The sequence below is a fragment of the Pseudomonadota bacterium genome (genome assembly GCA_018823135.1).
GTDB lineage: Bacteria > Desulfobacterota > Desulfobulbia > Desulfobulbales > CALZHT01 > JAHJJF01.
This window is the reverse complement of record JAHJJF010000013.1, coordinates 1-16,108: the sequence shown is the minus strand read 5'-3', so window position 1 is coordinate 16,108 and position 16,108 is coordinate 1. Positions and strand designations below refer to the sequence as shown.

The following is a 16,108-nucleotide window of genomic DNA, read 5'->3' as shown; positions in this document are numbered from 1 at the left end:
CTGGCGCTCACCTATAAGTTCCCGCGCCAGAGCCACCGGCTTGTATCACAGCTCCGCCAGCTTGAAGCAAAAGCAAATTCCGGCGAAATCATTAAAAAAATCCGCGATGAACTGGAAAAAGCCTGGATCAGCAGCGAAGTCTTTATTCGGACAAAAGGACTTTGGGCATATTTTGACCATACGAACAGGGTGTTATCTAAAGAAATTGAAACACCCCTTGAAATTCTCATTGCAACAAATGACATCCAGACCTGTTATCGAATCCTTGGCATAATGAATCAATCCTACCCACCCATTCCCAGGACAATTCGCGACTTCATCGCCAATCCGAAATCAACCGGATATCAGAGCCTGCACGTCAGAATCAACATTAAGGGCACGAAATATCTTTGCAAAATCAGGACCAAAAATATGCTCCGCACCGGTCGCTCCGGGATTATCGCGGAATGGGCTTCCCATGGTAAAGTGCCCAGCGGTTTTGAAAAAGAAATCCAGGAAATGTTCGATATCCTCGGCACCGATGACGCGCTTTCCTACCGCGAACTCATTGCAGCAAGCGGCAAAAAGGAAATCTACACCTATACGCCCAAAGGAGACCCGATCTGTCTGCCGATCAACAGTAATGTGCTTGATTTTGCCTTTAAGATCCACACGGAGGTGGGCCGTCGCTGCATTCACGCCAAGATCGGCCGAAACAAGGTACAACCTGAGAGCATTCTCAGGGACGGCGACCGGGTGAATATCGTCTGTCAGGAGCAGCCCGTCCGTTTTGATCCGGGCCTTCAGGAACTTTGCCAAACCCCCCGGGCCCGCACCGAATTGTCCAAAATGTTCCGGTTAAGACGTGAAAATCTTGCCATGAGAATCGGCCAGTCTATCTTCCGGCAGGAACTGAAGCGATACGGCATCCCTCACATAATGGAAAACGAAGACATCAGCCTGGTTCTCAACCACTATGGCCTGGAGAGCATTGATGGATTGTTTCTGGAAATAGGCTCCGGCAGGTTGCAGCTTAAAGAACTGATAGACAGGATTAAAACCCTCCTCTTAAAGGAAAGGAAAACCCTTGAGCCTCCGACAGGGATTCTAAACCGTTTTGACCTGGACAGTCTTGATCCTGCCTGCATAAAGCTGTCCCGCTGCTGCAACCCGGTACCCACGGAAAAGGGACTGATCGGTCTTTTAAGTGAGCGGGGACTTTCCGTCCATCATAATGACTGCAAGAAAATCAGCTCATTGAAACTTCAAAGAGAAGATGTGGTTGAACTGCGCTGGAAACTCAAGGAAACCAGGGTAAGGAAACCCCAGTCCCTGCTCATTCTCAAATCAATTATGCGAAACAGGGTATTGATGCTGCTGAGTGTTGCACCGGCTGAAATGAAAATCATTGATATAATTTCCCTTTCAAAACATTCGGCAAGCAAGTCCCCGTGGGAGATCAACTTTACAGTGGACACCCTTTCCGGCCTTAAAAGCATTCTTGCCCATTTCAACAAAACAGACATTTTGTATGAATTCGCCTTTGAACAATAGGCGGTGAGGGGTGAGGGGTGAGGGGTGAGGGGTGAGGGGTGAGGGGAAAATACCCGACACCATACCACTCGTCACTATTTACTTGTCACTTTCTATAGTCGTCGTCCCCCTTCAGCCAATTCTTCAAGCTCATCCCTGGCCTGTATCCGGATATTTGCTCCATTAATTTCGATTAACCCCTGTTTACTCATTTTGGTGAGTATCCGCGACAGGGTCTCCGGAATCGTGCCCAGCAAGCTTGCGAGCTGAGACTTTGGAATCTGAAGCTGCAGGTCTTCAGATCCTTGCTGCTGGCGGCTCAACAGCAGCAGGTGGGTCGCGAGACGCCCCGGCACTTCTTTAAGGGATAAATCTTCGATCAGGTGCGCAAAACGTTTCAGGCGCAGGGAAAGGGAGGCAAGCATATTCATCGCCAATGAAGGATTTTTCATGATAAGCCCGACAAAGGCGTTCCTCGGGAAAAAAAATATTCTGCTCTTTTCAAGGGCCAAAGCATGAGCAGGGTAGGGGGTGCCCGTAAAAACAGCAACCTCGGCAAAAGGCTCGCCTTCCCCAAAGATATGAAGAATCTGCTCTTTACCCTCATAGGACAATTTGTAAATCTTCACCATCCCCGAAACGACAACATAAAACCCCACACCATCATCGCCTTCGGAAAAAATCGTCTGGCCCTTTTTAAATTCCTGGTCTGTGACAATCATTGCGAGCTCGTCGCATTGATCCTGTGACAACCCTTCAAACAATGGCGTTGAGGCAATAAGCCTGGTAATTTCCATGATATTATTCACCTTGTTAACATAAAAAGTTGTGTTTAACTTTGGAGTGTAGAGCCAAAAAAATTATTCTCTGTTGTCCGCGCCAGTTTCAACGGTGATGGCCCAGGCATATTCCCCGGTTTGCGACGCGTAAACCAGAAAATCTTTCCCTCGGCCCTCTTGAAGCCTCTCACCTGTTTCAAACTCCAAAAGCAAACCTTTTCTACCGGTTAATTTGCCGTTGATCAACATAAGCTCCATGAAACCCGGAAGGGGCGGGGCCCCAAAGAGTTTTCTTAAGGCCTCTTTTGCGCACCAGAGGATGGTCACCCCAAACTCCGGTTGTTGATTCTGCCCGGTCAGACCGGCAAGCACCTTCTCTTCTTTCGGCCAGCAAAACCTTTCCTTGAGCGAAATTATCCTTTCTGTAACCCGTTCTATATCCACTCCGCATGCTTCATTGCATACCATAGCTACTGCGGTTCCGGCGCTATGGGTAATTGAAACCTGCGGGGCCTGCGCGGAAAGGAACTTGATATATGGTTTGCCGTTTTTATCTGACAAAACCGACCAGTTGTTATAGGCCGTCTCTTTTGCGTGCAATGCTGTTTTACAAAAATCCCTGGTTGCGACCTTTGCAGCGATTCTACCGCCGAGCCATTCCATGCGTCGCTTTTCAAAGCGAAACCCATCAAAGCGCTCCTTCTCTTCGGGTGACAGATATTTTTGCGAAATATCGCCCTGTTGACCGGCATCAATGTCCTGCTTGAGCATCTCAAGACTCACTGCCGCCAAAAAAAATCCCTGGGAAAAATGGAGCAGCCCGGTGATTTCTTTCTGTCGGCTTTTTGAAATAAAATTGTCTATAAACATGATGTCCGGAAATCCGATATCGGTTACATTCAAACCAAACAATCGCCTATCCGCGCCGACCGGAATATTCCTTACCAGAAATGTATCGGTCCGCCACTACGAACAAGCTCATAATAATCCATGAATACCTTTGATCTTATAGTCTTTTCAATATTTATTCTATTTATCGCCTGGGGGGCCTGGAAAGGATTCATCAGCCAGACCGCGTCCATTCTTGCCCTTGTTCTGGGCTATGCCGCCGTTGGCTATTTTTATGGATCCTCAACGCATATTGAAATCCCTTTTCTCAAACCACAAATCGGTTTTATTGTAAGTTACTGTCTGATTTTTCTGGTGGTCTATTTTGCCGTCATTTTTCTTGGAAAACTATTAAAAAAGGTTGTTTCCTTTGCCTTGCTCGGCTGGGCCGACAGGGGCCTGGGAAGTTTATTCGGTTTTATTAAAGCATTTATTGTTGTGAACCTTCTTTTTATGCTCCTGGTGGGAACCCTTACAAAATCCTCGCCCTTTCTGAAAAACTCCTTTTCCTTTCCTTATCTCTCACAATCAACAAAAATTTTCCTCTCCCTGATAAAAGACAAGGATATCCGCAGCCGGCTCAAGCCCTGAACTGGCTAACTCGTTTGAAAATAAATAATATCCTCCGGTCTATCAATATCCACAAGGATATCTACTTCATATACCTGTAACCATAGGTTTTTAGCGATGGATTTTGTCTGTTCACGCACTATCCCCGATCCCCAGGATATACCTTCAAACAATTTATTTATCGGGCGGTTCAGACCAATGAGATAATATCCGCCATCAAGTGCCGGTCCTAAAACAAGATCGTGGCTCTCAAGCTTATCAAAGGCATTAGAAACGATTTCATCAGTTAAAGACGGGCAGTCAGTTCCTATAATCACCACCTGCTCGGCGCCGGAATCAAATGCTTCGTGAAACGCATGGTTCATCCGCTCTCCAATGTCTCCTCCTCGTTGAGGGAAATACGATACTTCCGGCCCAAGCCATTGCCGCATTGAATTATCATCGCCGCCTTCATAATAAACATCTACCTCAACACCTTGCCTGACAACAACCTGCTTGATTTCCTGGAATATTGATTCAGTCATTCGTTTTTGAAAATCTGCAGCGCCATCCGGACCAAGAGCAGGAATCAGCCTGGTCTTGGTGTTTCCCGGTTCCGGATATCGGGTAAAAATAATGAGTTTTTGTCTAATGATTTCTTTCATTATGTTTTAACTGCGCTTTTCATCCCTTAAAGCTCCATTAACGAAATTCAGCAGTTCATAATTCCTTGTTCGTTATTCAATATTCAACTATTGTTAAATCCGTCACAATACAGCTCTGGATGATTGGCGCAAAACTTCGCTGGCAATTTATACTCGATAATTAAACCCTCAAAAAACATACCATCACCTCAATTGACCGGTAAACCAAAAAAGAAAAAAAGCGCTCCGGATTCTTTTAAAGACCGAGCCTATCGAAAAATAATTGCTGCGGACAACCTTGTTGCTACCGAAATCAAGGTCCGAGAAACGGATCTCCACATCCTCGCGGCCAGGGATCTCACCCGGGAAGCGACTCATCTCGTTGTGCAGTACCGAAACCAGTTGGAGCAGTATATTGCAACCCATGCGAAATTCCTCACCTCCCTGCTGCCGGTCCCCTTTGACAACCTGGCCCCACCCATAGCCAAAGATATGATGCGGGCCGGCGCGGCAGCGCAGGTCGGACCAATGGCTGCAGTTGCCGGAGCCATCGCCGAATTTGTCGGCAAGGGCCTGTTAACCCATGAGATTAATGAGATTATGGTTGAAAACGGCGGGGATATCTTTCTTCAGAAAAAAAACAACTGCACCGTGAGCATATTTGCCGGCGATTCGCCCTTATCATACAAGGTGGGGCTTGCTATCCCGAGCCGACAAATGCCACTGGGCATCTGTACATCCTCCGGGACGGTGGGCCATTCCTTGAGTCTGGGATCAGCGGATTCGGTTACGGTTCTCGCCCCATCCACTTCTCTTGCCGATGCCGTGGCAACAAGGCTTGGCAATGAAATTATCAAAGCGGATGATATTAACCGGGCACTTGGGGTGGCGAAGTCAATTACCGGAATTATCGGCGCGGTGATCATACGAGGCGATCAGCTCGGCGCCTGGGGTGATATTGAACTTGTAGGCCTTGACGATTAGAAACTTTGAATTATCAGGGGTCTTTTATAATTCCCTTTACGACAAAATGCCGGTCACTGGCCTGTTCAATCACGAGGTTCGAAAGACCTGCCCTGGCAAGTTGCCCCCCGACTTCTTCAAGTGTATAGGCCGCCAGCAGAGAGTTATAAAAATCTTCCTTGAGAATGGGGGGTTCTTCCCCTGTGTATTTTTCAACAAATTCCCGGGCCGCGGCCTCACTCTCAGGCCTCAGAAGATCCATGACAAAAACGCAGCTCCCGGTTTTACCGTATTGCTTGATACAGGTCCAGAGAACATGCGGATCATGGAGATGATGCAACAGGCTGTTTGAAATCACCGCATTATATTTTTCAAGGGGGGTATTTACCTCGGGCAACATCCCATTGATAAGGGTAATTCTTTCAGGCAGGGACAGCTCTTCTATTCTTTTCTGAGCCAGGACAAGCATGTTGGGCGCCCCGTCTACAGCATGAACCGTGCATAACGGAAAGGCTTGAGAAATTCTGATGCTTATATCCGCAGGACCGCAGCCAAGATCAACAACCGTGCCCAGAGCAAAGCCAGGAAAAGCCTCTTTAAACAACTCAACGAACATATTGTGCGGCTCGGAAAAATCTGCGGCTGCATAAGCCTCAGCCTGCTCTGTGCCATTCATTAATTCCGGCTCAGGAGTTCTTTTCATGGAATATCCTTAAGCGCATTCAAACCTGTTTATCTTCAGACCAGTCGTTGTGTTCAAACTGCGCATGATCCGGTTTCGGCGGCTTGGCCTCTTGGGTCCTTGCCTTGAGCCACTTCATAATCATTGCAAGCTCTCCTGCCACCTGGGAAAGGGCCTTCCCCCGATGACTCACCCGGTTTTTTTCCTCTGCGGAACACTGGGCAAAGGTTTTGCCGTATTCAGGACAATAAAAAACCGGATCATAGCCAAAACCGTCGCTGCCCTGAGGTTCGGTGGCAATCTCGCCTTCACACCTGCCCTCATAGGTCAGAGCCGGACCACTGGGAACGGCAATGGAAATGACGCATTCAAAGGCGGCTTTTCTGTCGGTTTTGCCTTCCATTTCCCGTAACAGCTTGGCGATATTTTCCTGATCCGTTGCCTTTTCTCCGGCGTATCGAGCTGATATCACACCAGGCGCGCCATTCAAGGCCTCGACAACCAGACCTGAATCATCGGATACTGCCGGCAGCCCGAGAATTTTCGCGGTAAAGAGCGCCTTTTTGTAGGCATTATCATCAAAGGTCGCGCCGTCTTCAACCACTTCCGGAATCGGCCCGAAATCATTCAGGCTTCTGATTTCAATGTCAGAATCCTTTAATAACTCTTGAAATTCCCTGATCTTTCCCTTGTTGCGCGTTGCCAACACTATGATATTATTCATATTTCACTTAATCCCCAGTCACTAAACCGTGTCTATGTTTATCTCTTTTTTCAAGTATTAATTCTGTAATATAGTAAACTTTCTATTCAAATCAATGAAAAGCCCTAAACAAAAGGCCCTTGAGCTTGACACCGGCTTGTGAAATACCGTAAAAGTTTCTAATATGCAATAAACAAAAGAAAATTTGCTGAACAGCAATTCCACGCCCCCCATCCTCGCGAGCGGGAAACTTTCATAGCAACCTTTTACTACAGGAACCACAGATCAATGGCCGGCAATACATTTGGAAAGGTTTTTCAAATTACCACCTGGGGCGAATCACACGGCACCGCAGTTGGGGTGACCATTGACGGTTGCCCCCCGAATATTCCCCTGTCTGAAAACGATATTCAGCAGGATATGGACCGGAGAAAGCCGGGTGGCGGTGGTCCGGCAAGCCCCAGAAAAGAACCGGACCGTGCGGAGATCCTCTCCGGAATCTTTGAAGGAAAAACCACCGGCACGCCGATCAGCATAGTAATTTTCAATAAAGACGCGCACAGTAAATCCTATGACCACCTGGAAAAAATCTTCCGCCCGGGTCACGGCGATATCACCTATCTTAAAAAATACGGTATCCGGGACCACCGGGGCGGTGGCAGGGCTTCAGCCAGGGAAACCGCGGCACGGGTTGCCGCCGGCGCCGTTGCCAGAAAACTGCTTTTGGCCCAGGGCATCACGGTCACCGCTTACACTATTGCCCTTGGTGGGGTTGTCGCCAAAAAACGCGACCTTGATGCAATAAATAACAACCGACTCTTTTGTCCGGACAGTGCAGCTGCCACCCGCATGGAGGCCCGGGTTGATGAAGTCCGAAAGCAGGGGGATTCCCTGGGCGGCATTGTCGAAATTCTCGTGCAAGGCTGCCCGGCCGGCCTTGGCGAACCAGTATTTGACAAACTTGATGCCGAACTTGCCGGAGCACTCATGTCAATCGGCGCCGTCAAAGGCGTTGAAATCGGTGCAGGTTTTGAGGCGGCAGGCCTTACCGGCTCAGAAAACAACGATCCGATTACCGCTGCCGGTTTTGCTTCAAACAGGTCCGGCGGCATCCTTGCGGGAATATCAAACGGCGATGCTATCGTTACACGGGTGGCGGTCAAGCCGATCCCGTCAATTTCAAAAGAACAGGACACCATTGACCTGGACGGCAATCCCGTAAAGATTACGATCGGCGGCCGCCATGATATTTCCGCAATACCGAGAATTATCCCGGTCTGCGAAGCAATGGTCTGCCTGACGCTTGTGGATCACCTGTTACGGCAGCGGACAATCGCCTGATGGTTTCTCAAGAAACTGCAGGCGATTAGGCGATAAACAAGCTAACTACCTTTAGCTTACAGCCTAAACAACCTGAAGATATTTATATTTGTTTTTTCTTTTTGCGGTTTTTTTGACTTAATAAAAAGAACCGCTTCAATTTATCGGTACGAGGACTATACATGGTTCGCAGACGTTCAAAAAAATCAATCAGCAAGATCTGGATGATAACCCGTGAATACGACGGCATCGCCGGCGCCGGCGGCGTGAAAGATGTATCAATGCAGCTTTCCGAGGCACTTGCCGAAGCCGGCAAGAAAGTCAGCGTTGTCATGCCCCTGTACGGTTCCATGAACCCCGAACAGCTGGGATTCAAACCCCTTGGTCTTGCCTTTGATGTGGACATGCCCTATGTGGGGCTCGAAAGAAGGGAGCGCGTAACAATCTGGTCAAGAAACGGCCGCGTTTCCATATATCTGGTGGACGCCCAGAGGTATCGGGAAAAGCGCAGCATCTATACGTATACAGCGGAAGAAGAGGCTGAAAATCTCTCGAATCGGCAAGGCGACGGCCATTTTGATTATTTTGCAATGAATGTTCTTCTGCAAAAAGCCTCCATCGCCTTGATGATCTGCCTGAATGAGGTTCCGGACATCATCCACTGCCAGGACGGCCACACCGCTATTCTGCCCGCCATGATTCGCGAAACCGAGGGCTATCGTCACTTTTTCAGAAAAACGGGGTTCATCGTCACCATCCACAACGCCGGCATCGGCTACCATCAGGAGGTGGGCGATCTGCCATTTGCCCAGACAATCTGCGGCCTTCCCACCAGAACGATGATAAACAGCCTGCTGCATGATTATTTTGATCCTTTCCTGGCGGCCTCGCCTTATTCGGTGATGAACACGGTCAGCGAGAATTATGCCCGCGAACTCAGGGAAACTGAAGATGATGTGATGACCGGCTGGCTCGGCCATGAGCTGTTAAAGAGAGGTGTCAGGCTTGTTGGGGTGACCAACGGCATCAACCCTGAAGATTTTAATCCCGGCAAGCCAAAACAACTGGGAATTGCCGCAGGGTTCGACCCGTTATCCGGAGACCTGGCCGGCAAGAAAAAATGCCGGAAAGAACTGATGAAACTGATAAACGACCGAAAGCTCGACAGAATACTGCAAACCGGCAGCATCGAAGACCGGCCCGGCCAGCCGCTGTTTACCCTGGTGGGCAGATTGACATTCCAAAAAGGGGTGGACAAACTGATCGGCGCCCTTGATGCTCTGCTTGCCATGGATACAAATTTTCAGGTGCTGCTGCTTGGAACCGGAGACAAAGAGATTGAAAACAGCCTTATTGAGCTGACAAAAAAGAAAAAAAGCAGCGGTCGCATCTGTGTATTGTTTGGATATGATCCTGTTCTTGCAAATAAGATTTATGCCGCAGGCGACTTCTTTCTCATCCCTTCACAATACGAGCCATGCGGCTTGACTGACTATATAGCGCAGCTTTACGGGAATATTCCCATTGTTCATCATGTGGGCGGACTGGTCAAGGTCGTGGACAACGAGACGGGCTTTGCCTATCAGGACCACAACTCGGCGGCCCTGATGGCCGCCATGCAGAAAGCCCTGCAGATATATCGGCGTTCGCCCGATACTATCAAAAAAATCCAGCAGAAAGCGGTCCGGCACATTCATGACAATTACACCTGGAAAAAAGTGGTGGAACATTATATCTCGCTCTATCAGGAAGCCTTGACATTAATCAGCACCAGTGAACAAATATAAGATGGGGGTCTGCCCCTTGGATGGATAACGAAACGGCTATAACAATAAAAAAGTCCTTTCATGTGAAGATTTCCCGCAGCCCGGAGCCCTGGCTTTCCTGCTGCGAGTGCTTCAATAAAATTGACTCAAAGGAGGTCAGGAATGGCAATAAAAGTTGGGATTAACGGATTTGGGCGAATAGGAAGAAATATTTTCCGGGCCATTGAGACAGACGCGGCCTTTGCCGATATAGAGATCGTCGCCATCAATGATCTGACGGACAACAAGACCTCGGCCCATCTGTTGAAATACGATTCGGTAATGGGGGTTTACAAGCGAGCGGTGACTTCCGACGACAAGGGTATCAAGGTTGACGACCGCCATGTGGAAATATTCAACCACCGCAACCCCGCAGACATTCCCTGGGGAGATCTCGGGGTGGATTATGTTCTCGAGTCCACCGGGCTTTTTACCAGCGATGAAAAAGCCCAGGCCCACCTGGAGGCCGGCGCAAAAAAGGTGATTATTTCCGCTCCTGCCAAAGGCAACGTCAAAACCATCGTCATGGGGGTCAACGAGCACGAGTATGATCCCACCGAGCACCATATTATTTCCAATGCCTCCTGCACCACCAATTGCCTGGCGCCGGTTGCCAAGGTCATCCTTGACCGTTTCGGCATAAAAAGAGGCCTGATGACCACGATTCATGCCTATACCAACGACCAGCGCATCCTGGATTTTCCCCACAGCGACCTGAGAAGGGCACGCGCCGCGGCATTGTCGATGATTCCGACAAAAACCGGCGCCGCGGCCGCGGTATCCCTGGTTCTCCCGGAACTCAAGGGGAAATTCGACGGCATGGCCGTCCGGGTGCCGACCCCCAACGTCTCGGTGGTTGACGCGGTGATCGAGGTGGAAAACGAAACCACCGCCATCGAGGTGAATCAGGCGCTCAAAGATGCGGCAAACCGATTCCTCGGCTATACCGACGAACCGCTGGTCTCCATCGACTACCAGGGCAACCCGCACTCCTCGGTGGTTGACGGCCTCTCAACAAAAGTCATCGGCGGCACCATGGTGAAAGTTTTGAGCTGGTATGACAACGAATGGGGCTATTCAAACAGAATGCTTGATCTCGTCCTGCTCATGGAAGCACAGAAACCTCTGTAAGATGAAACAATGATATAACCTGCAGGGCCGGGAAAGGTTATCCCGGCCCTGCTTTTTTATGTGCATCTGAACTCTTTTCAGGTTGAACCCAAGAACGCCTTGTTTGTTGTTTCATGAATTCCTGCCGTAAAACACCCGCCACAGTTCCACTCGCCGTGATAACAGATATTCTGTCGTTGCGGGCAAGGCGAATTTCACCTATACTCTTTGAAGTGTATTCTCCCCCGTAACCTCTCAGGAAAACCCCATAAATGAACAACAATACCGATCAGGCCATCGAGTCCGACGCCCTTAAAGCAAACCTTCTGGAAACCGCTGTGGATGAGGTTTCCATTGATCCCGCCTATGAAGTTTTGATCGAGGTTGTTTCCGGATATAAGGGCATACTCAACAATTTAAATGCTCTTCTTTATGAGATAAGCCATCCGTTTCGCAACTGGAACCTTATCCTCCCCAAACTCAGAACCTTTGTCCTGAAAAACTGCGACCTTTACCGGAGGCATGAAAACGGCCCCCAGGCACTGGAACTGTTTACCCAGATTTTCTCCCAGGCCATCAAATCCAGCCAGAAGAATGTCCCTCTTCTTTCCCTGGCTCTGGAATCCTACCTTGCCTATCTGGACAAACAGATCTCAACCCTTGATGACCAGAGCTTCAAAACCTATGAACAATCTCTCGCCAGGGCCTTCACCTTTCTCTACGAGCTCGACGACCCGATCCTGCTGCATATTGTTCAGGGGCATCACCCGGTAAAAAAGATATCCAGAGAAATATTTACCCTGGCAAAAAAGCAGGAAGTTCCGGAGACCGGCACAACCTATGATTTTACCCCGGTTGCAAGGCTGCTTAAAAAAATACTTACACTCAATTACAATTACTGGCTCTCGGAAGAAGATCCCTTCCCGTGGTTCACCGCTACCTGCGGCGACATGTGCGAAGGCTGGAAAGCCGGGCAGCTTTTTAATGCCATTTCCCATGGAACCTTTCAGGAACACTTGAAAACCCTGAAATCGATACACCCGGACCACTCGCCGGAAAACACCGAAAAGCTCCTGGCGCTGCCATCCCATATGGATATTGTAAAACTGTATAAGGAGGTGACCGAAAACCTGGGAGATGAAAACCAGCGGGATTCCGCTGAAGAAAAGGAAGACCGCGACAGGTTCTCCGAAAACCGCAAACTTCTTTTCCTGTTCCGGATCATGGATACGGCAGGCCTTGGGCTGATTCATGAAGAAACCCTTCGAGAGATAAACCGAAGCCTGGTGCTGCTCATCAAACAGCAAACCTTTGAAGAAATTGAGAGCTTTCTGCTGACCACCTTCAAGCTTCTCAAGGCAAATGTCCGTAAATACCCGCATACCTCCATGCAATGTATTCAGGTCCTGGGAACCGAGGTCTTTAACCGCGGCAACAGCCGGCTGGTTGAAACATTCTTATGGGAAACGGTGCGCTTCGGATTTCAGTACGCCAATGTCGTGGGCGTGGATGAGGACTGGCAACCGATCACCAACCCCGCCCATCTTGCGAATATCCGTGTCTGGCTGAACCTGATCATGCAGGAGCCCAAATGGTGCGCAACGCTTTTTTCGGCGCTGATTATCAACCTCAAACTCACCGGCACCTGCATTAAAGATACCGACCTCTTCCAGCGCGATATCTCAAGACTTCTCAACCATCCGGTGGAACCGGTGTATAACCTGGTCAAGCAGTTTACCAAACTTATCCCGGTGTTTTTCAACGAAATCGGCGCCGAAGGGTTGTTGCGGGATGTTTCAACCGAGGCAGACGAAACCCATAAGCGCAAAGACCTGTTGATCCATTTTCTTCGCAAGCAAAGTCACGTTGAAAGCAGCAATCTGATTGTCGGTTTTATCGAAGCGATCTTTGACTTCTGGCGCACCAGGGAAAAAGCCCCTCTCAGTCCTTTTCTTCCTGAAGAGATCCTGAGGCAGATCAAAACCGAGGGGCCGTTTATTGATGAGCTTCACAAGCTGATCAAGGAATTTTACCGCCTGCCGGAGGTCAAAAGCACCAAGGACCTGCTGAACCTCGACGACCTTAGGATGAAAGCCTTTCTCGACAATCTCGTGGATATTGATCCTACAGAAAAGAAACGCTTCCAATTGCTGGTCAGCATGTACAAACTTTTAGACCTGAAATACAACCTCGGCACCCAGGAACTCAAGCACCAGCTGGAAATGGCAGTGAATGGGGGGTTTCCGGAAATGGAAACCCTGATTGCCGACCTTGAAATCTGTGACACCTTCCAATGCCTGGCTTCCCTGCTGGATCACCTGGAGGGCCTCCAGGCAATTATTCTGAGCCCTGAGACCTTTGAAGCAAAGGAAGATATTTACCACAAGCGTCATATTGCCACCGACATTCCCTCGGTGTACGGCAGATATCGGGAACGAAAGTTCGATGCCCTGGGCCTGACCTTCCGCCTTGAAAACATGGCAAACATCTATCTTGAGAAACTGCCCGAAACCGTCAACCTGTCATTTATCACCCGGGCGACTTTCATCCGGATTCTCAAATGCCTCAGGATCTATATACGAGCCTTGAGAATTGACGGAATCACCAGCCGGCGCCTTGAAACCTACATATCGCTTCTGGCAACCTCCTCAGACATAAAACGATTTTCCTTCACACAATACCTGGATATTTTCCGCGGGCTTTCTGAGGGTGTAAAAGATGTAATTTATGCCTATTACACCAATATTCACCAGAACAACCTGAGCATAATCCTGCCGCAGATCCATCCGGAAAACATGCTGCAGAAATACAACTCCCTGGTGGTGAACAATCACGACAAAACCGACGACAGCTCAAGCGAGACCCGGCGCATGCACCAGTTGTCGGAAACTTTTCTGCGGGATTTGATCTCCGGCACCTTCGGGTTGCAGCTGCTGGATAATTTCATTACCAGGATCTATCAGACCCTTGAACGCCAGAAAGAATCCCTTGACGAACAAAGCCTTGACCTGCTGATGACCTACAATCCGGAAAACGCCATAAGCTTTCTCCACAAAAGCAATCCACGGACCAACAACCTGATTCACCTGGGAAACAAAGGATACAACCTCACGCAGCTTGCAAGCGAAGGAAAACCCGTTCCTCCCGGTTTTATCATTACCACGGAAATATTCCGATGCTGGCCGGTTGTCAGCAGTTTTTCCCTGGCCCGCGATGAATTCATGTTCCAGGTACGAAAATCCCTTACCGTCCTTGAAAACCTGACCGGTCGCAGATTCGGCGACACGGAAAACCCCTTGCTGCTTTCAGTACGCAGCGGCGCGGCGATCTCCATGCCCGGCATGATGGCCACCATCCACAACGTCGGCCTCAACCAGGAAATTGTTGAAGAATTCGCCAAAACCACCGGAAAAGAATATCTCGCCTGGGATAATTATCGCCGCTTCCTCCAGTCCTGGGCCATGACCAGGGGCGTGGAAAGGGAAGTTTTCCAGTCCCTGATGGATGAGGCCAAACAGACCCACGGCGTCTCGGTGAAACGCCTGTTTCTCCCGGAACAGATGAAGGCCCTGGCCCTTGAGTATCAGAAAACGGTGCGCAATATCGGCACCGGCATCCCGGATGATCCCTGGCTGCAGCTCACCGGAGCGGTTGAAATGGTGCTTGATTCCTGGAACACTCCCAAAACAAAGGATTACCGGTCATTGATGGATGTTTCCGAATCATGGGGCACAGCGGTGATTGTTCAGACCATGGTTTTTGGAAACAAGAACCCGGAATCCGGCAGCGGTGTGTTGTTCACCGCCCACCCCTATCGTAAGGTCAGGCGCGTTGCGCTCTGGGGAGATTATGCGCCCGGCGATCAGGGAGAAGATATTGTCAGCGGCCTGGTCACAACCTATCCGGTCTCCCTTGAACAGGCGGCCATTGACGGCCGATCACCGGATAATACCCTTGAGGTGCTGTTTCCGGAAATATATAACGCCCTGCTCACCTTCTCCAGGGAACTGGTCTATGAAAAGGGCTGGAACCCCCAGGAAATCGAGTTTACCTTTGAAAGCCCTGAAGCAAAAGACCTCTATATTCTTCAAACCCGGGACATGATCACCATTAAAAAGAAGGAAAGCTTTTCGGTTTTTGCTGAATTCAATGATATTGAAAAAAACTTTCTGGGAAAAGGAATCGGCGTGAGCGGCAGCGCTCTTTCCGGGCGGGCGGTTTTTTCCGCGGAAAACATCGAAACCCTCAGAAAAGAGGATCCGGACACCCCGTTGATCCTGATTCGCCAGGACACCGTGCCCGAAGACATCAGGGACATATCAATGGCCGACGGGCTGCTTACCGCCCGCGGCGGCCAGACCTCCCACGCCGCAGTTGTCACCCTGCGCCTTGAAAAAACCTGCGTTGTCGGCTGCCACGCCCTGAAGGTCTATGAAACCGAAGAGTATTGCGAGATCAATGATCTTACCATTCGCTTCGGTGATCCGTTGAGTATTGATGGCAGAAACGGTCTGCTGCTCAAAGGCAGACATCCGATCAAAAAAGAGATGCAGATCCTCCCCTTATAATTTTCTATCTTTCTACCGATAATACATTGAAACATTAAACAATTAACCCAAAACTGCCTGACTGGATGACCGTGTTTTTTCTTGGAGTATAGGAAAATCAATGCTATTATTACAATGTGGTTCAGTTCCTGAAAATTTTTTTCTTTTTCTAAAAATACCAACGACATGAAACTCCCTATATCTAAGAATACAGTATTAACATCGGCTCAAGGCGTAATCAGCTTTGTTGCTGGTGTTTTATTGCTGCTTACTCCGGAATCAGTCCTTGCCGGAAATTACCTCAATTCCGCGCACGGCAGCAACTCCACAGGGGTGAGCCGGGCAACCATGGCAACAGCAAATTATGCAAAGGGCAACTGCGCCCATTGCCATGAACAGCATCGAAGCGTCGGTGGTACCTCGTCCACTCCGGAACTGTTTCTCGGCTTTGACAATGAAGAAGATCTCTGCCAGGGCTGCCATGCCTCCACCGGCACCGTGGGCACTGCAACCGATGCTATTAAAACCGATGCAACCAAAACTTACGGTCACCACCTTACTACCGCATCAGGGGTTCACCAGGCCCACGAAACCCTCTCCTCCCTT

Annotated in this window: 13 protein-coding genes; 8 read left to right on the top strand and 5 right to left on the bottom strand. The window is 49.3% G+C overall.

Going from position 1 to position 16,108, the window contains the following annotated elements:
* A partial coding sequence (locus KKE17_00865; GenBank protein MBU1708532.1) for a TGS domain-containing protein occupies nucleotides 1-1,533 on the top strand: 1,533 nt, incomplete at its 5' end.
* A 92-nt stretch (nucleotides 1,534-1,625) separates the two neighbouring features.
* Here KKE17_00865 and KKE17_00860 read toward each other — a convergent pair.
* Nucleotides 1,626-2,309, bottom strand: coding sequence for a Crp/Fnr family transcriptional regulator (locus KKE17_00860; GenBank protein MBU1708531.1), 684 nt, complete (start codon nucleotides 2,307-2,309; stop codon nucleotides 1,626-1,628).
* A 63-nt stretch (nucleotides 2,310-2,372) separates the two neighbouring features.
* Entirely contained in the window at nucleotides 2,373-3,161 is a 789-nt protein-coding gene (locus KKE17_00855; GenBank protein MBU1708530.1) for a 4'-phosphopantetheinyl transferase superfamily protein, read from the bottom strand.
* A gap of 120 nt (nucleotides 3,162-3,281) precedes the next feature.
* Between KKE17_00855 and KKE17_00850 the strand changes: the two genes are divergently transcribed.
* Entirely contained in the window at nucleotides 3,282-3,770 is a 489-nt protein-coding gene (locus KKE17_00850) for a CvpA family protein (GenBank protein MBU1708529.1), read from the top strand.
* 5 nt (nucleotides 3,771-3,775) lie between these two features.
* Here KKE17_00850 and KKE17_00845 read toward each other — a convergent pair whose 3' ends face one another.
* Nucleotides 3,776-4,393, bottom strand: a complete 618-nt coding sequence (locus tag KKE17_00845; GenBank protein MBU1708528.1) for a TIGR04282 family arsenosugar biosynthesis glycosyltransferase — start codon at nucleotides 4,391-4,393, stop codon at nucleotides 3,776-3,778.
* Nucleotides 4,394-4,585: 192 nt separating this feature from the next.
* Here KKE17_00845 and KKE17_00840 point away from each other — a divergent pair, with 192 nt between their 5' ends.
* Nucleotides 4,586-5,356, top strand: a complete 771-nt coding sequence (locus KKE17_00840; GenBank protein ID MBU1708527.1) for a UPF0280 family protein — start codon at nucleotides 4,586-4,588, stop codon at nucleotides 5,354-5,356.
* 13 nt (nucleotides 5,357-5,369) lie between these two features.
* Here the strand turns inward: KKE17_00840 and KKE17_00835 are convergent, their stop codons facing one another.
* Together KKE17_00835 and KKE17_00830 are read right to left on the bottom strand one after the other, a co-directional pair.
* Nucleotides 5,370-6,038: a class I SAM-dependent methyltransferase gene (locus KKE17_00835; protein MBU1708526.1), complete on the bottom strand. Its 669-nt coding sequence runs from the start codon at nucleotides 6,036-6,038 to the stop codon at nucleotides 5,370-5,372.
* A gap of 19 nt (nucleotides 6,039-6,057) precedes the next feature.
* Entirely contained in the window at nucleotides 6,058-6,741 is a 684-nt protein-coding gene (locus KKE17_00830; protein ID MBU1708525.1) for an XTP/dITP diphosphatase, read from the bottom strand.
* Between the two features lie 267 nt (nucleotides 6,742-7,008).
* Here KKE17_00830 and aroC point away from each other — a divergent pair, with 267 nt between their 5' ends.
* From aroC to KKE17_00805, 5 genes are all read left to right on the top strand, one after another.
* On the top strand, nucleotides 7,009-8,061 hold the full coding sequence (aroC, locus tag KKE17_00825) for a chorismate synthase (GenBank protein ID MBU1708524.1): 1,053 nt from the start codon (nucleotides 7,009-7,011) through the stop codon (nucleotides 8,059-8,061).
* Between the two features lie 203 nt (nucleotides 8,062-8,264).
* The gene (locus tag KKE17_00820; GenBank protein ID MBU1708523.1) at nucleotides 8,265-9,827 is read left to right on the top strand and encodes a glycogen/starch synthase; all 1,563 of its coding nucleotides are present in this window, start codon (nucleotides 8,265-8,267) and stop codon (nucleotides 9,825-9,827) included.
* 141 nt (nucleotides 9,828-9,968) lie between these two features.
* Nucleotides 9,969-10,976 (top strand): type I glyceraldehyde-3-phosphate dehydrogenase, encoded by a 1,008-nt coding sequence (gap, locus tag KKE17_00815; GenBank protein ID MBU1708522.1) that lies wholly within the window; start codon nucleotides 9,969-9,971, stop codon nucleotides 10,974-10,976.
* Between the two features lie 251 nt (nucleotides 10,977-11,227).
* A complete protein-coding gene (locus KKE17_00810) occupies nucleotides 11,228-15,523 on the top strand; it encodes a phosphoenolpyruvate synthase (protein MBU1708521.1) in 4,296 nt (1,431 codons plus the stop codon).
* Between the two features lie 165 nt (nucleotides 15,524-15,688).
* Nucleotides 15,689-16,108 (top strand): hypothetical protein (locus KKE17_00805; protein ID MBU1708520.1); only part of this gene is annotated, 420 nt, incomplete at its 3' end.